The organism is Staphylococcus epidermidis, from assembly GCF_006742205.1.
Lineage (GTDB): Bacteria > Bacillota > Bacilli > Staphylococcales > Staphylococcaceae > Staphylococcus > Staphylococcus epidermidis.
Window position 1 is genome coordinate 1,995,362 of sequence record NZ_AP019721.1, and the last position, 20,418, is coordinate 2,015,779.

Annotated in this window: 19 protein-coding genes; 8 read left to right on the top strand and 11 right to left on the bottom strand. The window is 32.0% G+C overall.

Going from position 1 to position 20,418, the window contains the following annotated elements:
- Window positions 1–192: 192 nt before the first annotated feature.
- The 6 genes from prfB to fakB1 all read right to left on the bottom strand — a co-directional run bounded on the left by prfB (window position 193) and on the right by fakB1 (window position 8,275).
- A protein-coding gene (gene prfB, locus FNL83_RS09780) for a peptide chain release factor 2 (protein WP_100214577.1) occupies window positions 193–1,309 on the bottom strand; the annotation gives its coding sequence in 2 pieces (ribosomal slippage) (window positions 193–1,236 and window positions 1,238–1,309; 1,116 coding nt in all).
- 195 nt (window positions 1,310–1,504) lie between these two features.
- Window positions 1,505–4,039 carry a preprotein translocase subunit SecA gene (secA, locus tag FNL83_RS09785; protein ID WP_001829572.1) on the bottom strand — a complete coding sequence of 845 codons (2,535 nt, stop codon included), beginning with the start codon at window positions 4,037–4,039 and terminating at the stop codon, window positions 1,505–1,507.
- Between the two features lie 665 nt (window positions 4,040–4,704).
- Window positions 4,705–5,274 carry a ribosome hibernation-promoting factor, HPF/YfiA family gene (gene hpf, locus FNL83_RS09790; protein ID WP_001829676.1) on the bottom strand — a complete coding sequence of 190 codons (570 nt, stop codon included), beginning with the start codon at window positions 5,272–5,274 and terminating at the stop codon, window positions 4,705–4,707.
- Window positions 5,275–5,335: 61 nt separating this feature from the next.
- A complete protein-coding gene (locus FNL83_RS09795) occupies window positions 5,336–6,010 on the bottom strand; it encodes a ComF family protein (RefSeq protein ID WP_001829592.1) in 675 nt (224 codons plus the stop codon).
- Entirely contained in the window at window positions 6,003–7,274 is a 1,272-nt protein-coding gene (locus FNL83_RS09800; RefSeq protein WP_153647370.1) for a DEAD/DEAH box helicase family protein, read from the bottom strand. The genes FNL83_RS09795 and FNL83_RS09800 overlap by 8 nt, the downstream gene beginning before the upstream one ends.
- Before the next feature lie 134 nt (window positions 7,275–7,408).
- Window positions 7,409–8,275 (bottom strand): fatty acid kinase binding subunit FakB1, encoded by an 867-nt coding sequence (fakB1, locus tag FNL83_RS09805; protein ID WP_001829661.1) that lies wholly within the window; start codon window positions 8,273–8,275, stop codon window positions 7,409–7,411.
- A gap of 144 nt (window positions 8,276–8,419) precedes the next feature.
- On the opposite strand from fakB1, the gene FNL83_RS09810 reads away from it, so the two are divergent.
- Window positions 8,420–9,061, top strand: a complete 642-nt coding sequence (locus FNL83_RS09810) for a YigZ family protein (protein WP_001829639.1) — start codon at window positions 8,420–8,422, stop codon at window positions 9,059–9,061.
- Between the two features lie 60 nt (window positions 9,062–9,121).
- On the opposite strand, the gene FNL83_RS09815 is transcribed toward FNL83_RS09810, so the two are convergent.
- Window positions 9,122–10,201 carry a glycosyltransferase family 4 protein gene (locus FNL83_RS09815; RefSeq protein WP_001829686.1) on the bottom strand — a complete coding sequence of 360 codons (1,080 nt, stop codon included), beginning with the start codon at window positions 10,199–10,201 and terminating at the stop codon, window positions 9,122–9,124.
- 345 nt (window positions 10,202–10,546) lie between these two features.
- Here FNL83_RS09815 and gdpS point away from each other — a divergent pair, with 345 nt between their 5' ends.
- The 4 genes from gdpS to pepT all read left to right on the top strand — a co-directional run bounded on the left by gdpS (window position 10,547) and on the right by pepT (window position 14,342).
- Window positions 10,547–11,617: a GGDEF domain-containing protein GdpS gene (gene gdpS, locus FNL83_RS09820; RefSeq protein ID WP_002494710.1), complete on the top strand. Its 1,071-nt coding sequence runs from the start codon at window positions 10,547–10,549 to the stop codon at window positions 11,615–11,617.
- 194 nt (window positions 11,618–11,811) lie between these two features.
- Window positions 11,812–12,573, top strand: a complete 762-nt coding sequence (locus tag FNL83_RS09825; RefSeq protein WP_001829644.1) for a threonine/serine exporter family protein — start codon at window positions 11,812–11,814, stop codon at window positions 12,571–12,573.
- 15 nt (window positions 12,574–12,588) lie between these two features.
- Window positions 12,589–13,083, top strand: a complete 495-nt coding sequence (locus FNL83_RS09830) for a threonine/serine exporter family protein (protein WP_001829634.1) — start codon at window positions 12,589–12,591, stop codon at window positions 13,081–13,083.
- A gap of 20 nt (window positions 13,084–13,103) precedes the next feature.
- Window positions 13,104–14,342: a peptidase T gene (gene pepT / locus FNL83_RS09835; RefSeq protein WP_002438906.1), complete on the top strand. Its 1,239-nt coding sequence runs from the start codon at window positions 13,104–13,106 to the stop codon at window positions 14,340–14,342.
- 90 nt (window positions 14,343–14,432) lie between these two features.
- Here the strand turns inward: pepT and FNL83_RS09840 are convergent, their stop codons facing one another.
- The 3 genes from FNL83_RS09840 to FNL83_RS09850 all read right to left on the bottom strand — a co-directional run bounded on the left by FNL83_RS09840 (window position 14,433) and on the right by FNL83_RS09850 (window position 17,193).
- The gene (locus FNL83_RS09840; protein WP_001829679.1) at window positions 14,433–15,563 is read right to left on the bottom strand and encodes a glycerate kinase; all 1,131 of its coding nucleotides are present in this window, start codon (window positions 15,561–15,563) and stop codon (window positions 14,433–14,435) included.
- A 270-nt stretch (window positions 15,564–15,833) separates the two neighbouring features.
- Window positions 15,834–16,154, bottom strand: a complete 321-nt coding sequence (gene ytxJ / locus FNL83_RS09845; RefSeq protein WP_001829675.1) for a bacillithiol system redox-active protein YtxJ — start codon at window positions 16,152–16,154, stop codon at window positions 15,834–15,836.
- A gap of 148 nt (window positions 16,155–16,302) precedes the next feature.
- Complete coding sequence (locus FNL83_RS09850) at window positions 16,303–17,193, bottom strand: EMYY motif lipoprotein (protein WP_001829568.1); 891 nt, start codon at window positions 17,191–17,193, stop codon at window positions 16,303–16,305.
- A gap of 116 nt (window positions 17,194–17,309) precedes the next feature.
- On the opposite strand from FNL83_RS09850, the gene FNL83_RS09855 reads away from it, so the two are divergent.
- From FNL83_RS09855 to FNL83_RS09865, 3 genes are all read left to right on the top strand, one after another.
- Window positions 17,310–17,837, top strand: a complete 528-nt coding sequence (locus FNL83_RS09855; protein WP_001829625.1) for a GrpB family protein — start codon at window positions 17,310–17,312, stop codon at window positions 17,835–17,837.
- 116 nt (window positions 17,838–17,953) lie between these two features.
- A complete protein-coding gene (murB, locus tag FNL83_RS09860) occupies window positions 17,954–18,886 on the top strand; it encodes a UDP-N-acetylmuramate dehydrogenase (RefSeq protein ID WP_001829600.1) in 933 nt (310 codons plus the stop codon).
- Window positions 18,887–18,907: 21 nt separating this feature from the next.
- Complete coding sequence (locus FNL83_RS09865; protein WP_001829567.1) at window positions 18,908–19,222, top strand: CHY zinc finger protein; 315 nt, start codon at window positions 18,908–18,910, stop codon at window positions 19,220–19,222.
- Between the two features lie 150 nt (window positions 19,223–19,372).
- Here the strand turns inward: FNL83_RS09865 and FNL83_RS09870 are convergent, their stop codons facing one another.
- Complete coding sequence (locus FNL83_RS09870) at window positions 19,373–20,416, bottom strand: ferrated catecholamine ABC transporter substrate-binding lipoprotein SstD (RefSeq protein ID WP_001829571.1); 1,044 nt, start codon at window positions 20,414–20,416, stop codon at window positions 19,373–19,375.
- Window positions 20,417–20,418: the final 2 nt, after the last annotated feature.

Genomic DNA, 20,418 nt, shown 5'->3' on the forward strand with positions numbered 1-20,418 from the left:
TTCCTAACCTTATGATGTACAGGTCAAATTAAAGTCATTCTCGTATAAGATTGAATTTACTACGGTAACATTAGAAAATGCAGACTACATATAAAGTAAATATAACTTTAAAAATTAACTCCCTATTCTGTCTGCTTAATGAAAAATACGCATAATCATTGATAAATCAAATAATGATTATGCGTATATCAATTATACGTCTCGACTATCCATTTCTTTTCTTAAATAAGCTTCTATGAATGGGCCTATTTCTCCATCCATAACAGCGTCTACTTTACCAGTTTCTTCATTCGTACGATGATCTTTAATCATTGAATATGGATGAAAGACGTAAGAACGAATCTGACTTCCCCATCCAATGTCTTTTTGTTCGCCTCGAATTTCAGCCATTTCTTGCTCTTGCTCTTCTAACTTTAATTGATAAAGTTTGGACTTCAACATTTTCATTGCAGCTTCTCTATTTTTTATTTGAGATCGTTCATTTTGGTTGTTGACTACAATACCTGTAGGGTGATGTGTAATTCTAATTGCAGACTCAGTTTTGTTAATATGTTGTCCACCAGCGCCTGAAGCTCTAAAAGTATCCACTGTGATATCATCTGGGTTAATCTCAATTTCAATTTCATCATTATTAAAATCAGGAATAACATCACATGATGCAAAAGAAGTATGGCGTCTACCAGATGAATCGAAAGGTGAAATTCTAACTAAACGATGAACACCCTTTTCTGCCTTTAAATAACCATAAGCATTATGTCCTTTAATAAGTAATGTGACACTTTTAACGCCTGCTTCATCTCCTGGAAGATAATCAACCGTTTCAACTTTAAAGCCATTTTGTTCACAGTAACGTTGATACATCCTAAGAAGCATACTTGCCCAATCTTGTGATTCTGTACCGCCAGCACCGGGATGAAGCTCTAATATAGCATTATTTGCATCATGTGGTCCGTCGAGGAGTAATTGTAACTCATATTGATCAATTTGTTCTTCAAATTGCTGAACTTCCTCTTCTAATTCTATCTTCATATCCTCATCATATTCTTCTTGTAATAACTCTCTCGTCGCACTCATATCATCGACAGCATTTGTCAGTTGATAATACCCATTTACTATAGATTTTAGTGCATTGTTCTTATCAATGATATCTTGTGCTTTAGTTTGATCATTCCAAAAATCAGGATCGGTCATCATTTCTTCATACTCTTGTATGTTCGTCTCTTTATTTTCTAAGTCAAAGAGACCCCCTAATTTGATTTAAGTGATTTTGATATTCTTCTAAATTTCTTTTAATTTCAGATAGTTCCATTCATCTTCTCTCCTATTTAATCATACTATGTCATAATATTTATATCATACAGTATATGCCTATTTTTTAAAAATAAACGGCCATTTCATCGCTATATCATATTACTAAGCATTTAACTTACAAGCGATGTAAATAAAGGCTGAGTCATTCATAATTAGATATGCCTCAGCCTTTATATTTAAACTATTTTATTGATTACGCTTTTCCATGACAATTTTTATATTTTTTACCACTACCACATGGGCATGGATCATTTCTACCTACCTGATCACCTTTTACAATCGGTTGGGGCTTTGCTTTTTCTTTGCCATCTTCAGCAGTTACATGTTTTGCTTCACCAAAGCTTTTAGATTTTTCACGTTCTACATCATCTTCAAACTGAACCACTGATTTCAAGATATACTTACATGTATCTTCCTCGATATTTTGCATCATGATATCAAATAATTCATGACCTTCATTTTGATAATCACGAAGTGGATTTTGTTGTGCATATGAACGTAAATGAATACCTTGACGCAATTGATCCATCGTATCAATATGATCAGTCCAATGTGTATCAATTGAACGTAATAAAATCATCCGCTCAAATTCACTCATTTGGTCTCCTAATGTTTCTTGTTGCTGTGCATATGCTTTTTCAATTTTAGACCATACAATTTCAAAAATATCTTCTGAATCTTTACCTTTAATTTCTGTATCTTGAAGATCTCCTTCTTGCAAGAACACATCATTAACGTAATTGATAAATGGCGTGTAGTCAGGATTATCGTCTTCTTCATTAATAAAATGATTAATCGCACGTTGCAATGTAGAACGTAACATCGCGTTAACGACTTGAGAACTTTCTTCACTATCAATGATTTCATTACGCTCATTATAAATAATTTCACGTTGCTTACGTAAAACTTCATCGTATTCTAGAATACGTTTACGCGCGTCAAAGTTATTACCTTCTACTCGTTTTTGAGCTGATTCTACAGCTCGAGATACCATTTTCGACTCGATTGGCGTTGAATCATCCATTCCTAAACGGTTCATCATTTTCTGTAAGCGTTCTGAACCAAAACGTACCATTAATTCATCTTGTAAAGATAGGTAAAAACGACTATCTCCTCTATCACCTTGGCGTCCTGAACGTCCACGTAATTGATCATCAATACGTCTTGATTCATGACGCTCAGTACCAATAACAGCAAGTCCACCTAACTCTTCAACACCATCACCAAGTTTAATATCTGTTCCACGTCCAGCCATATTTGTGGCAATTGTAACTGCACCTTTTTGCCCCGCGTTTGAAACGATTTCAGCTTCGCGTTCATGATTTTTAGCGTTTAATACGTCATGTCTGACACCACGTTTTTTTAGTAAATTTGAAATATATTCAGAAGTCTCAACAGCAACAGTACCTAGTAAGACGGGTTGTCCTTTTTTATGTTTTTCTACAACATCTTCAACTACCGCATCAAACTTTCCTTTTTGACTAATATAAATTAAGTCTGAATTATCTTTACGTTGAACAGGTTTGTTTGTTGGAATTTGGGTAACTGTCATATTATAGATATTACGAAATTCTTCCTCTTCGGTTTTCGCTGTACCAGTCATCCCCGCTAACTTATTATACATTCTGAAATAGTTTTGGAAAGTAATGGATGCCATCGTTTTAGACTCATTTTGAATTGCTACACCTTCTTTAGCTTCAATTGCTTGGTGTAAACCTTCAGAAAAACGACGTCCAGGCATTGTACGTCCAGTAAATTGGTCAACAATTAATACTTCACCGTCAACGACCATGTAATCAACATCGCGTTGCAAAGTAACATGAGCTCTTAAAGCTGTATTAATATGACTAATCACTTCCACATTTTGAACATCATAAAGATTATCTACTTTGAACATACGTTCAGCTTTATCTGCACCTTGTTCTGTAAGATGTACAGCTTTGGTTTTTTCATCATAATTATAATCATCTTCCGCTTTAAGCATTTTTGCAAAAACATTTGCTTGAGTATATAAAGAAGTAGATTTTTCCGCTTCACCAGAAATAATTAAAGGTGTTCTTGCTTCGTCGATCAATATGGAATCGACCTCATCAATAATTGCAAAATGTAGAGGACGCATTACTCTCTCTTCAGCATAGTTCACCATATTATCTCTAAGATAATCAAACCCAAGTTCATTATTCGTACTATAAGTGATATCTTGTGCGTAAGCCTCACGTTTTTCTTCAGTTGACTTACTATTTAAGTTCAAACCTACAGTTAAGCCAAGATAGTTATATAGTTCAGCCATTTCTTCACTTTGTGAACTTGATAGATATTCATTGACTGTAATAACATGTACACCTCTACCAGCTAAAGCATTCAAATACGTCGGCATGGTTGCAGTCAATGTTTTCCCTTCACCTGTTCTCATTTCTGCAATATCACCTTTATGTATAGCAATACCACCCATTACTTGTACTTTATAAGGAATCATATTAAATACTCTCTTTGACCCCTCACGTACAAGTGCATAAGCTTCAGGTAAAATTTTATCTAAATAATCATTTTGTTTTTTTACATCTTCAATTTCTGCTAACTCTTTTTGAAAAGATTTTGTTTTTTCACGTATTTCTTCATCGGTTAATATCGCAGTATCTTCCTCTAAAGCAAGTACTTTATCTGCTAACTTACCTAATCTTTTAATTTCTTTTTTATTGCCGTCAACAATTTTCGATAAAAATCCCATTGCACGCGTCGCTCCTTTAACTAAAAACTGTTTGGCTTACAACAATTTATCTTATCATTTATATCGCTAAATTTATACTTATATACTCATGAAGTAATGCGTGTTAACTCAATTTTTCACAACACTTCACTTTGATTCGACTGGCAACAGCCTTTTTCTATAGACAATCATTTATATTATAAAATGTATATAAACATTTCAATTAACAATAATTTTATTTTAACACGTTGCAATCATTTTTTTCTCGCAATCAAACACGTTTTTAAAAAATAACGCAACGCGATACCTTTAACTAATATAGAAATTTAAAATCAAAGTTTAAATATAAATCGTCAAATCACACTAGCATATTTGTAAGCATACTGTCTATTAAATACTCATTTAATTGGTTAATTTAAAATTTAAGCAAACAAAATAAGCTGAGACACTTATTAAGAATACGAACTCCAAAGCTTGATTAATGTCATATCTACTTTGAAGTGAACATATCAAAACAATGCCCCAGCCTATGTTTATTAAGTTCTATTTTGTAGTCAAGCAAACTAAGAATACCTATGTGTATTAGTAACCCTGATTCTATTAATCATTATTACCTTATTCAATAAACTGATAAGAATTCTTAATTCAACTTCGGCAATATTATAGTCTATAATATACAAGTCAATTTATTCAGTTGTTTCAATCAGACCGTATTTGCCATCTTTTCGTCTATAAACAATGCTTGTACCATCAGTTTCTCTATCGGTAAAAATAAAGAAATCATGTCCCAATAAATTCATTTGCAATACTGCTTCTTCAGAATCCATTGGTTTTAAGCTGAATTGTTTAGAACGAATAATTTCAATATCATTTTCACTTTCTATATCATCTGCATGATTGTTTGTTGTAGACTCTTGTACTTCAGCAACAAAGATATCTTGATCTCCACGATCTCTATGTTTACGATTTACACGAGTTTTGTATTTACGTACTTGTCTTTCCAATTTGTTAGTAATTAAATCAATGCCTGCATATAAATCATCATGTCTTTCTTCAGCTCTAAGAGTGACATCTTTTAAAGGAATTGTAACTTCAATTTTAGTTGTAGAATTAGAATAAGTTTTAACTCTAACATGTGCTACAGCATTTGGCACATTGTTAAAGTATCTTTCTAATTTACCTACTTTCTCCTCAATATAGTTGCGAATTGCATCTGTGATAGTGAGGTTATCTCCATGAATTTCAAATCTAATCATAGTAATCTCTCCTTAAACCTCTATATTGAATACTTCTTACCTATATTTTACCATGTTTATGTTATCGTGCAAACGCAAACACTTTGAATTTTCTGACTTTTTTATCGTACAATTTACACCCTGCGTGATGAATAGTTAACCCTGTTGTATAAATATCATCTATGAGTAGTATTACTTTCCCTTCGATATTTATCTCTTCATCTTTTATATAAAATGGATTAGGGGCTTTTGAACGTTCAATCTTTCCTAACTTTGACTGCTTAGGACGTATATGTGTACCTAATACATCTTGATATGAGATGCCCATTTTATCTAAGACAGTGGTCACAGGATTAAATGTACGTTCAATGTCGCGTTCAATTGGAGAAGGAATGGGAACTATATAATCATATTGCGTTTGAGGTAAAACTAATTTTCTCGCCAATACTTCTGCCAAATAGAAGTCTCGCTTAATCTTATACTGGTGTATGATTTCTTTCATCATACCATCATAACTATAATCACAAAACAATTGTTCCATTAAATAAAATGTTTTACTTAAGAATTGACAGTCATGACATTCGCCATCAGTAGAAATTTTGTTGTTAAGGCACTTAGGACACCTACCATCTTTATGAATTTTGGAGTTAAGCCATAATGTTTCACATCGTTCACAAAATATCTGAGGTGGTTTAAATAAGTTATAAATATGAATGGTCTCATGAATAGGTTGATTGCACTGGATACATTTACGCATCAATCCATCCCCTTTTAATTGCTAAACGATTCATTGAAATAATGTTTCTTTTAGCTAAAATCATCGATAATGTAACACCTTCATGAAGAAATAAAACTAAGCCACTTGGAGACTGCTGTTTACGTCCTACGCGACCAGCAATTTGAATTAAAGCCTCTTGTTGAAAACTTCCAGCATCAACTACAACGACATCTAAGTGTGTCATTGTAAATCCTCTTTCTAAAATAGTTGTAGTGAATACAATTTTGTGTTGTCCTCGTCTTAAAGCTTCAATTTTTTCAAATCGTAAATCATCTTCACTGTGAACGCAAATCAAATCAGGGATGTCCATTTTATACTGTTGATACATTTTATTCATAATTTCTATATTATTAATAAAGACCAAAGTAAAACGTTGTTGGTTAATTTGATATCTAAATATATTAAGTAATAAATTTTGTTTTCGTGTTGATTTTAATTTGAAATATTTGAACTTAGGAATAGGAAGGGGGGATCGGTGAAAACGGGCTGGTAACTTAATTATTTTTTCTGGGGGGAATTGTTTTAAAAAATGACGCGGTGGTGTGGCCGTCATGAAAATATGTGAATGATTCGATTTTGAAGCAAGTTGTATTGCATTTGATAATTGTGGATCCATAGACAACGGAAAAGCATCTACCTCATCGACAAATACAGTATCAAAATGCTGTTTAAACCTCAATAATTGATGGATAGTAGCAATAACAAAATGACCATTATATTGCTGTCTACTAGATTGATGTAGCACATCTATATGTTCATCGATAAAAGCATCTTTAATTCGATGACTTATCTCAATAATAACGTCTACACGAGGTGATACAATAGCAATATTATGTCCCATCTGACGAGCTATCCTAATTCCCTCAAACATCATTTCAGTTTTCCCTGCTCCTGTGACGGCATATAACAAGAGGTCATTATTATTTTTTATAGCTTGAACGATAGTTTCTGAAGCGTATTGCTGTTGCTTTGATAATTCAAAGGGTAACTGATAATTCGCTTTTGTTGCTTTTTGAAAACTTTTTACGAGACATATATCTGTAATACTATCCATTCTGCCTAATTGAATGCATCGTCTACAGTATGTGATTGTTTTATCCAATATCGTTGAATTGTAAGTCACAAAATATTGCAAGGAAGTGTTTCCACATTGAATACAATACCAACGCTCACTGTCTTTTATAACACCTTTTGAAACTTGAGATACTGATTCATCTTCAAGTTGATGCGTTGGAGAAATCAGTCTACCGTAATATTTAATTTTACTTCACTACTTTCAAAAAAGTCTGAAATACTCAAATAAGCGAACACAAGTGATATCTAATGATATTACCACTGTGTTCTTTCCTATCAAGCTTTCAGACTTTTGATTATATATTAATTAATGTCGATTCTTCTTGGGAAGTAACCCAATCCTAAACCGCCTGATCCTAAATGTGATGCTATCACTGGTCCAAATTCACAATACTGAATATGAACATTAGGATGATCTTCCTTTAATTGCTGAAGAAATGACTTTCCATCTTCAGTTTTATCACCGTTTATTACAAATACTGTCACATCTTCCATGCCTTCTATTTCTTTAAAAATGTTTGTTTCTAAAGATTTTAGCGCACGTTTTTTAGTACGTACTTTTTCGTGTGGATGTATTTTACCATCTTCTTCAAAACGCAAGACAGGTTTCATTTTCAATAATGTACCTACCCAAGCTTGAGCTCCAGTGATACGACCACTTTTTTGTAAATTTTTTAAATCATCAACAATTAAGTATGCACCAATATGTTGTCTTATTTCAGTTAGTTCATTAATAATATCATCAGGTTTATATCCCTTTTGTACCAATTGAGCAGCGTAAATTGCAAAGCTACCTTCAATCATCGCAGCAAGACGGCTATCAAACGTATGTACTTGAATATCTTCAACCATTTCACCAGCTTGTGTTGCTGAAGGATAGCTTCCGCTTATACCACTTGATAAGTTAATCACGATGACATCAGTGTATCCTTGTTCTCTTAATCTCTCAAAATTTTCAATCCAATCGCCAATAGCAGGTTGGCTTGTTGTTGGTATAGTTTTAGATGAAGCCATTTTTTTATAAAAATCATCTACAGAAAAATCATCACTCTCAGTGAAATTCACTCCATCATCGAAAGTTACACTTAGTGAAGCGACTGGTATGTTATATTGTTCTATTATATGTTGTGGTAAATAACTTGTAGAATCGGTCATAACTGCAATCTTCATCTTAATACTTATCCTCCTCAATTATACTCATAGTTATGATACAATAATTTTTTAAAAAAGAAAATATCATCGTAATAATTTAGAACCTATCTTGTTACGTGTATAATAATGTTAGAAAACTGAATTGTAGGTGGCAAAAATAAGATGGATAAATCCATAATTACTATTAAACAAGCACATTCAATTGAAAATGTGATAAGTAAATCACGCTTTATAGCATATATTAAGCCTGTTTCGACTGAAAATGAAGCAAAAGCTTTTATAGATGAAATTAAAACAAAACATAAAGATGCAACTCATAATTGTTCAGCCTATACTGTCGGACCAGAGATGAATATTCAAAAGGCAAACGACGATGGCGAACCAAGTGGAACAGCTGGCATCCCAATGCTTGAAATACTGAAAAAACAAGAGATACACAATGTTTGTGTCGTCGTGACACGCTACTTCGGTGGTATCAAGTTAGGTGCAGGCGGTCTTATTAGAGCATATAGCGGCGCCGTGCGTGATGTGATATATGATATAGGTAGAGTCGAACTAAGAGAAGCTATTCCAGTAACCGTTACGTTAGATTATGATCAGACAGGTAAATTTGAATATGAACTTGCCTCTACTACATTCTTATTAAGAGAACAATTTTATACCGATAAAGTAAGTTATCAAATTGACGTAGTAAAAAATGAATATGATGCTTTTATAGACTTTTTAAATCGAATTACTTCTGGAAATTATGATTTGAAACAAGAAGACCTTAAACTATTACCTTTTGATATTGAAACCAATTAAATAAAAAACACTATGCAAGTTAAAGCAACGCGTGCTTATGACCTACATAGTGTTTTTTTATTATGAACGGTGATGCTCATCATAATGATGTTGCTTACCATTTCCTTTTTTTGTAATTAAATTTAATATTGGTCGATAATTATCATCTATTAATCCAGTAAATTCAACGATCAACTCAATCGTAAAGACAATGAGAATGAACATCATAAGTGCACCCAACGGTTGGGATAAATAGAGGATAACACTAGATAAACTAAACATAATCGCTATTGAATAAATAAGTAAAACGGTTTGTCTATGCGTATATCCTAAAGCAAGTAATTTATGATGTAAATGTGACTTGTCCGCTTGCATTATATGTTGCCCTTTTTTCATTCGACGAATCATTGCAAATAATGTATCAATAAATGGCACCGCTAATATAACTATAGGAAAGAATAATGCAATAAATGTGATATTCTTAAAGCCGAGTAAGGATAAGAAACCGATAATAAATCCTATCATTAATGCACCACTATCACCTAGGAAAATTTTCGCTGGGTGAAAGTTATAGAATAAGAAACCAAGTAAAGACCCTAAAAGTACACAGCAAATCATGATAATAAATATGTTCGCTTGTAAAATAGCGATGAATCCAATAGTCATTAATGCCAATGCTGAGACGCCTGAGGCAAGTCCATCAAGTCCGTCGATAAGATTAATAGCATTGGTAATTGCTACAATCCATATTACTGTAATAGGAATGCTGAATATGCCAAAATGAATCGTTGGACCAATTGGCAATGAAATAAAGTCTATTGTAATTCCATAAAACGTAACAATTAAAGCTGCAACAATTTGACCTGCTAACTTTAAATAAGGTCTTAGATCGTAAATATCATCAATCAATCCAACCATATACATTGTAATTGCACCTAATATAAGCGGTTTAACCTCACGTTCAATAGGGTGTCCGAGCCAAATCCCTATTAAGAAAGAAAATAAAATGACCGTTCCTCCCATCACTGAGATAGGTTTCGTATGTACTTTTCTGAAATTAGGACGATCTACTAAATCTAATTTTTTTGATATTACAATAATAATGGGTGTAATTATTAAACTGACTATCATAGTAAAAGCTATAAGTAATAGTGTATACATCAGTTCACCTTCATTGAATAAGTTGTACCTCACGCTATGTAAAATTTGTTATCTATCGTTTTTAATGCAATATTTATCAACCATAAATGTAGTTTTCATTGAACTAAAATTATATGATTAATGTTTAAATTATAAATATCCATGTTACATAGCTATTGTCTAAATTACAAAGATTGACCTTTACATTATCTTTGCATTGTCTATACATTTTTTTAATCATACCATTTAAGTGCTAATTTTAACATTAAATACCATTGTTTGTGTGTAATTTCTGTTGCTAGATGATGACAAATTGTAAGTTTTCACTTACAATAGCTAATGGTTAATAAAGGAGTCGGTATGGAAATGTTTGAAGCTATCATATATAACATATCTGTCATGGTGGCAGGTATATATTTATTTCATAGGTTACAATATTCTGAAAATAAAAGAATGATTTTTTCTAAAGAATATGTAACAGTACTAATGACATTCGTTTCTTTACTTTTAGCGGCATACCCTATCCCATTTCAAAACGAATACCTCGTCCATTTAACATTTGTACCTCTTTTGTTTTTAGGACGTTATACCAACATGATATATACACTCACGGCTGCTTTTATCGTATCTTTAGTCGATGTATTTATCTTTGGAAACTCAATTATTTATGGTATTACATTAATCGTTATTGCAGGTATTGTCAGTGCAGTGGGACCATTCTTAAAGCAAAACGATATCATTTCTTTACTTATTTTAAATTTGATTAGCATTATCATTTTGTTATTTTTAGCATTATTAAGCCCTATTTATGAACTCGTAGAGATTTTAGTGCTTATCCCTATTTCATTTATTATTACAATTGCTTCAGCAATAACATTCGTTGATATATGGCACTTTTTCTCTTTAGTCAATCGTTATGAAAATGAAGATAAATACGATTATCTTACAGGTCTAGGTAATGTGAAAGAATTTGATAGACACTTAAATGAGGTCTCAAGTAAAGCTGAAGAAAAGAAACAAAGTTTAGCCTTACTTCTCATTGATATTGATGGCTTTAAAGATGTAAACGATCATTATTCACACCAATCAGGAGATGCTGTTCTCAAACAAATGTCTCAACTATTAAAAAACTATGTCCCAAACCAGTTCAAAATATTTAGAAACGGTGGCGAAGAATTTTCTGTTGTAATAAGAGATTACACACTAGATCAAAGCGTGAAATTAGCAGAAAATATTCGAAGTGGTGTTGAAAAATCTTCTTTCCACCTACCAAACAAAGAAGTAATCAAGCTATCAGTTTCAATTGGTGTAGGATACTTAACTCAAGAAGATCGTAAATCTCAACGTAAAGTATTTAAAGATGCTGATGACATGGTACATGTGGCTAAAAGTGAAGGAAGAAATAAAGTCATGTTTAATCCTATTGTCAAATTATAATCAAGCTAAATGCTATGTTAACTGCTACGTTAAAAAATTATTAAAGCGTATACAGTTATGCATAGCATTTTTTACTATTTTTAATTAGTATTGAAAATGTTATTAAAATCAAGCTGTCTATTGAAACTTAAGTCTTCAAGTTGTAAACTTCAATTGTTCATAAAAATATTAAATAGCTTCGGAGGTGATGAGATATGTCAGATTCAATCACTATCATTGATGAAAATAAAGTGATTGATGTAGTCTTAATTGCTGGGCGAATCTTACTTGAAGCAGGCGCTGAAACATATCGAATTGAGGATACAATGAATCGTATTGCCCATAGTTATGGTTTACATGATACATACAGTTTTGTGACATCAACTGCAATTATTTTCTCATTAAATGATCGTACTAGTACGAGGTTGATTCGTATTCGCGAACGTACAACCGATCTTGAGAAAATTGCTTTAACCAATAGCCTATCTCGTAAAATTTCGAGTAAGCAACTTACAATTGACGAAGCAAAAAGTGAGTTACTGCAACTTAAACGTGCGTCTCTTCAGTATTCTTTCTTAACAAATCTCATTGCTGCCTTTGTAGCTTGTGGTTTTTTCTTATTCATGTTTGGTGGCGTAGCTTCCGACGCTTGGATTGCATGCCTAGCGGGTGGTATAGCTTTTTTAACGTTTAGTTTCGTGCAAAAATATATACAAATTAAATTCTTTTCAGAGTTTGTAGCATCTGCTGTTGTTATTAGTATTGCAGCAATATTCACTAAACTAGGTATAGCTAAAAATCAAGACATTATTACTATTGCAAGTGTCATGCCTCTCGTTCCCGGTATTTTGATTACTAACGCTATTCGTGACTTACTTGCCGGAGAGTTACTTGCTGGTATGTCACGTGGTGTTGAAGCTGCTTTAACTGCATTTGCTATTGGTGCAGGAGTAGCTATTGTATTACTATTATTATAAGAAAGGCTGTTAGTTATGTTTATTTATCTGTTTCACTTTATCATTAGTTTCATTGCCACAGTCCTTTTTTCAATTATATTTAATGCACCTAAAAAATTGCTATTAGCTTGTGGATTTGTTGGAGCTGTTGCTTGGACAATATATCAGATGACAGTAGGTATGGATTTAGGTAAAGTTGGCGCTTCATTTTTAGGAAGTCTAATATTAGGATTAATGAGTCATACAATGAGTAGACGGTACAAGCAACCTGTTATTATATTTATCGTCCCCGGCATTATACCTCTCGTTCCAGGTGGCGCAGCATATGAAGCTACAAGATTTTTAGTATCAAATGATTATACGAATGCAGTTAATACTTTTTTAGAGGTAACATTAATTTCTGGTGCAATTGCATTCGGTATACTTGTATCTGAAATAGTCTATTACATTTATTCACGCATCAAGCAATCTTATGGTAAAATCAAGGGTAAAACTTATAAAAAATCCTATAATATGAATAATAGAGTATAAATCTAAGGGGATGAACTCGTATGAAGAAACAAATTATCGAAAGATTAACGAGATATGTAAAAATTGATACACAATCTAATCCTGATTCCAAGACGACACCATCTACGAATAAACAGTGGGATTTATTAAATCTATTAGAAGAAGAGCTTCAATCATTAGGTCTTAAAACAGACATGGATGAACATGGTTACTTATTTGCTACACTCGAAAGCAATATTAATTATAATGTACCTACTGTCGGTTTTTTAGCACATGTAGACACTTCACCAGATTTCAATGCTTCTCATGTAAATCCGCAAATCATTGAAGCCTATAATGGGCAACCTATCAAACTTGGTGAATCTCAGCGTATCTTAGATCCTGATGTTTTTCCTGAATTAAATAAAGTTGTGGGTCATACACTAATGGTGACAGATGGTACATCTCTACTAGGCGCCGATGATAAAGCAGGTGTTGTAGAAATAATGGAAGGGATAAAGTATTTAATTGATCATCCTGACATTAAACACGGTACAATTCGAGTTGGCTTTACACCCGATGAAGAAATTGGACGAGGCCCGCATCAATTTGATGTTAGTCGATTTAATGCAGATTTTGCATATACAATGGATGGCAGTCAATTAGGAGAACTACAATTCGAAAGTTTCAATGCGGCAGAGGTAACTGTCACTTGCCATGGTGTTAACGTTCATCCAGGTTCAGCTAAAAATGCCATGGTTAATGCAATTAGTTTAGGTCAACAGTTTAATAGTTTACTTCCCTCACATGAAGTTCCTGAAAGAACTGAAGGATACGAAGGGTTCTATCATTTAATGAATTTTACAGGTAATGTTGAAAAAGCAACTCTACAATATATTATTCGCGACCATGACAAAGAACAGTTTGAGCTACGTAAAAAACGCATGATGGAAATTCGTGATGATATTAATGTTCATTATAATCATTTTCCAATTAAAGTAGATGTGCATGACCAATATTTTAACATGGCAGAAAAAATTGAACCTTTGAAACACATCATTGATATACCTAAACGTGTCTTTGAGGCTTTAGACATCGTACCTAACACTGAACCTATTCGAGGTGGTACAGATGGATCACAATTATCTTTTATGGGGTTACCTACACCTAATATTTTTACTGGTTGTGGCAATTTCCACGGTCCTTTTGAATACGCTTCTATCGATGTAATGGAAAAGGCTGTTCATGTTGTCGTTGGTATTGCTCAAGAAGTAGCAAACAGCCATCAATCTTATAAATAACATAAAAAGCCATTGTCAGTATGTAGCTCTAAAGCTACTCTTACTGTCAATGGCTTTTAAATTAAATGTGTATAAAAACTTTTTCTAATATTAGGATGAAAGCGGTAAGTTTATTTGCGTTTTCAATAATTTTAGTGCTTGTACTGTGTAATGTCTGATTTGAATAACCATCTTAAAATCTGTATATGAATCAGGCATATCAATAAATGTATTAAACATTGCTGTAACATTCAATGATTCAAACAAATCAAATTTATCATTTGTAGCACAAATTGCAATAGCTGGCTTGCTGTATTGTTGGGTAAGTTCTGCTATACGTATTGTTGTAGTCTCTAGAATTTGATCTTCTTCTTTCAAACCTTCTCCGAAAATAATAAGATCTGCCTGTTGAATTAAGTTTTCTAAATGTGTGATTTGATTCACTAATTCATGGCTTGTTAAAATCTCAGCTTGATAGAGACTATTTAATACAGCTGCTATACCACCTCCAGCACCACCGCGCTCGATTGGTCCCATTGCTATTTTCAATTCATTCTTAAATAATTCACTAAAATACCAAATTAAATTATCTATCTCGGCTGCTTCATTTTGAGACAAATCTAATGATTCGTATGTTTGCATGATTTCACTTTTTTTCCCATACAATCGACTTGAGAAATCTGACATTAATTGAATGTTTACCTTTGTTAATTGTGGATGAACACCTGATAAATCAATACGTCTAATATATTTTATTAAATATGCACCTTTCCTCATATCGACAATTTGTGCTTCATCATCATAAAATGTTGCACCCAATGCTTGCAACATGCCTGCACCGCCATCAAAACTTCCTATTCCACCTAAAGAAATAACAAGATGTTCTGTATGATTGTCCAATGCTGCTTTTATAACCTCTCCCAAACCGTAACTTGATCGATGTTGAATAGGTTTTTTGCCATTTAAAAATAAGTGACCTTCGATAATAGTCATACCACTATCCGTTTGTCCATATATTGCTTCGGTTTCTTTCATGTCAGCATCATGCGCACTCACACGATATTTATTTCCTGATTGCCAAAGAAAGACTGAATCTAATAATTCGTGACGACCGTTAAATAGTGGAACTTGAACGATATCTGCATCTTCAATTTGACTTGCTACCGCTTCTTCAACATATCTATTAGCTTGGTAACTAGAAATAATTCCATTAAATTCATCCATGGCTACTAAAACTTTCATTGTCTTAACCACCTTATTTTTCTCTTTTCCAAAAATTATTTTAAACATACTAAAGGATGTATGAGAATAATCTATAAATCTAAGTAACAATGATTTGACACTAAAGAAATAACATATCTTCTGCGTGTTCTTCATTATGTCCCTTAATTATACTTATTATCACATTATACATAACTATTTTAAAATTTTCATAACATAAGAATAGCTTGCCTGTATCTGTCTAACATTGACATTTGAGGCAAGCTGCTTCATCATTTCATTCTTTTCTAATTATTCCTCAGCTTGAGCAAGTTGAGAAACGTTAATATCATCGTGGTCTGCATTCCACTTCATTTCACCATCTACAAAATAAAAAGCTTGTGGTGATTCGTGTTTTACGTTTGTTTTCTCTGCGATATAATCAGATAGTTTACGCTCTTGTTGAACGATTAGATAATAACCATCTATGTCTCTTTCATATAAAAACTTATTAAATTGATCATACGCATTTGCAGAAATTGGACAAGTTTCACTGTGTTTTAATACAAAAACATATTTATTTTCTTCTAATACTTGTTCAAACTGGTCAATTGAACTCAGCTTAATAGCCATTCTATTCACCTCTAAAAATATTTATCACTTCATACTAAGCATATGCGTGAAATTTTTATCCCTAAAATCTTATCAATGGGTACAATTATACACACTCTGCTATGTAATGTTAACCATAAATTTTCATTTTTTTAAATTCAGATAGTATTTAATTTACACTTTCTTTTATTTTTTTAAATTCTCTTTTGAACGATTTATCCATTTCTGATATATCTTTTCCCTCTTTTGGCAATCGATCAACATCAATTTGAGCTAATTTTTCGCTAGTTTTAATCGTATCTACTCTCGTATCATAATAATTTTGCAAACTATAATACATCTCAATTGCATTTTTTCTAGCATTATCAACATGATTATCAGAAATATTTGTTTTATTAATATCCGTAATTTGTTTGTCAATAAGTGGTGAAATATGATTTTTGATTGCTTCTTTCGCTGAATCAGAATCATTATTTGAAGAATTTAAATATTTTTTAGCAGTATCTTTTAATTGTTGATTATTTTCTTCTAATTTTGATTTAAGTTGACTTGCATCTTCTTTATTTTGTGCTTTATTAATGTCAGACTCCACTTCAGTTCTATTTTTCTCGAATAATTTAGTATAATCCAAAATATCTTCATTATCTTTAATTGAGCGATTACATAAATCTACAAATTCTTTTAAATCATATATAGATTTCTCTTTATTTTCAACAGTTTTTAGATAATCCTCTTTCAAGTGCTTAACCTCATTAGTATCTGCTGTTAAATGTTGAGTGGAATTTTTATATTTTTTAAACTCAGGTATCAAATAGTTATTAATATCCTGCTGAAGTGCACGAAATTCTTTTTTATTTTTATCAGTGGTATCAGTTTTACTTAAATTATCTAACTCTTTTAATGGTATTTTATCCATAACTTTTTCTACACTGTGTTGTTTTTGATGAATTTCTTTATATTGACGTTCAAATTGTTTAATATCTCTTTTTGATTCATTTCCACAAGCGGATACAACTATGGTTAAAATGATAACTGTTATGATAAATAGTAGTTTTTTCATATTTGCACTCCTTATCACTAAACATTATACATAAACGTATTTATTATGAAAATGAATTGTGTTATAGTATGTCAGACTTTATTGTATATATTATTTTTATAAATGAGGAGTATTTCATGTACGCTAATGTCCAACCTTTTATTAAAAATGAATCTGTGAAACAATTTACATATGAATATAACAAAGTGAAAGACGTATTGTTTACTATTTTAGATTCTCCTATTAAATACACTCAGCATATCGGTGGTACCTGTCATTTTAATTATCAAACTGAGCCCATTTTAGATATACTTGTTGGTGTAAATAACTTGCACGATATTACTTCACTAGATGAAAAGCGCCTAAATTATGCTGGTTTTTATCGTTTGCACCATTCTTACAAGAAAAAAGTTGTCATGGCACGTTTTAATAATTTAAGTGAATTAAAACAAGAAGTAAGATTACATATTATTCAAATGGAAACTTCTCTTTTCAAACAATATCAAACAGTCAATCATTTACTACACAACGATAAAGCAATAGCAGAATGGTTTGCAAGTAAGAAAAATGAAATTGTGCAACATGCTAAAAAGATACGTGAATATGAGTCTCAAAAACAAAATTTGTTTGAGAAATTATATAAGGAATCTAATTTGTTATCGTAAAAACTCATAAAGTACGACATAACCATTTTATATTTATAATCAATTCATATATCCAAATTTCGCAAATAACTTTTATAATTGATATAATAATGTTGATATTAAGAAGATGAGAAAGGATGTTCAAAACATTGAATAAAAATGACATCTTACGCGGATTAGAGTCAATTCTTCCTAAAGATATTATTAAAGTGGATGAACCTCTCAAGCGTTATACATATACAGAAACAGGAGGAGAGGCAGATTTTTATTTATCCCCTACCAAAAATGAAGAAGTCCAAGCCATCGTAAAGTTTGCCCATGAGAACAGTATACCGGTAACTTATTTAGGAAATGGGTCTAACATTATCATTCGAGAAGGTGGAATTCGAGGAATTGTCCTCAGCTTATTATCTCTCAATCATATTGAAACCTCTGATGATGCAATTATAGCAGGTAGTGGTGCAGCAATTATTGACGTTTCAAATGTTGCACGTGACCATGTATTAACCGGTTTAGAATTTGCATGCGGTATCCCTGGGTCAATTGGTGGCGCCGTATTCATGAATGCTGGTGCTTATGGCGGAGAAGTTAAAGACTGTATTGACTATGCATTATGTGTCAATGAAAAAGGTGATTTATTAAAGCTCACTACAGCTGAACTGGAATTAGACTATAGAAATAGTGTGGTACAACAAAAACATTTAGTTGTATTAGAGGCTGCTTTCACCTTAGAACCAGGTAAATTAGATGAAATTCAGGCCAAAATGGATGATCTTACTGAAAGACGTGAATCTAAACAACCGCTTGAATTCCCTTCTTGCGGAAGTGTTTTCCAAAGACCACCGGGTCATTTTGCAGGTAAACTCATTCAAGATTCTAATTTACAGGGCTATCGAATCGGTGGCGTTGAAGTTTCAACTAAGCATGCGGGATTCATGGTTAATGTAGACAACGGTACAGCAACTGATTATGAAGCACTTATACATCACGTACAAAAAATAGTTAAAGAAAAATTCGATGTTGAATTGAATACTGAGGTACGTATTATAGGTGATCATCCCACAGATTAATTCTTCAAGGAGGACACATCATTGGCAAAGGTTTATGGATCACTCATAGATAATGAAACACGATGTACACATTATTATTCATCTTTAGATGTTATTGCCATTAAATTTAAATGTTGCAACAAATATTATCCGTGTTATAAATGTCATAATGAACACGTATCTCATACAATTGAAAGATGGGCTGAAAATGAGTTTGATGAAAAAGCTATTATGTGTGGTGTTTGTAAACATGAGATGCGTATTCGTGACTATATGATGGTAGAAATGTGTCCTCGTTGTAAAGCGCATTTTAACAGTCGTTGTAAATTTCATTATCATTTATATTTTGAAGTATAAATAACTTGTTACAAAGTTTTTGAAATATTTGAGCTCCTAAAGTGAATTTTATTTAAAAATTCGCTTTAGGAGCTCTTCTTATATCAACATTCTATTCATGCATTTAAAGTTTTCTTCTTATACCTCGGTTGATTTTCTCTTATTATAAGATTATTTTTCAACTTTCTCTACTACTTCATTTAATTCATCAATTTGTTTGATAGTTGTCGTTGAAGATCCTGAAGAGAAATACCATAGTTTTGGATCTAATTCGTAAATATGATTACTTTTTACTGCTTTTACATTTTTTATAACTTTGTTTTTTAAAACTTGATTTGTTGTTGCTTTACCACCTACAACTGAACCACGATCCATAGCTAAAATAACATCTGGATTCTGCTTGTTAATATATTCATTATTTATATTTTGACCATGCGGGCTTTTGCTAACCTTTTTGTCTGCAGGTTTAAATCCTAATGTATCAAACACTAAACCACCAAATCTTCCTCCTGGTCCAAACGTTGATAGTTCACCTTCGTTAACCAATAAATACATTACTTTCTTATTAAAGTCTTTAGTTTTATCTTTCATATCAGATATTTTTCTATCTAAATCTTTATTAATTTTTTTAGCTTTATCTTCTTTATCGTAGATTTTCCCTAAATTTTCTGTATTTTTTTTCATATCTTTAATTAAGTTGTCATCACTTGTACCTACATATACAACTTTAGCTTTTGGTGCAGCTTTTTTAAATTCATCTAAATTTTTCTGATTAGCTGTTCTTCCTGAAATAAAAATCACATCTGGTTTAGCTGATGCAACTTTATCAAAGTTCACTTCTTTTAAATTTCCAGTATTAATATACTTATCATCTTTAAATTCATCTAAAAATTTAGGTAAAGATTGGTTATTTTCACCTTTAGGTAAACCTTTTACTTTATCAGCCACACCTAATTCTTTCAACACATCAAGCGCTCCATAATCTAATACAACGGCATTTTTAGGATTCTTTGGTACTTCGACAGTATTAGAGATTTTTTTCTTATCACTGCCATTATTTTCTTTACCACTTGCTTCAAAACTATTTTTGATGGTTACAGTTTCTTTAGAATCACTATTTTTCTTTTTCGAAGTTGAATTATTATTCGAACTATTACTACAAGCCGTTAAAACTAAAACTAGAGACAATAATAAAAATAAGACTGTTTTTTTCATAT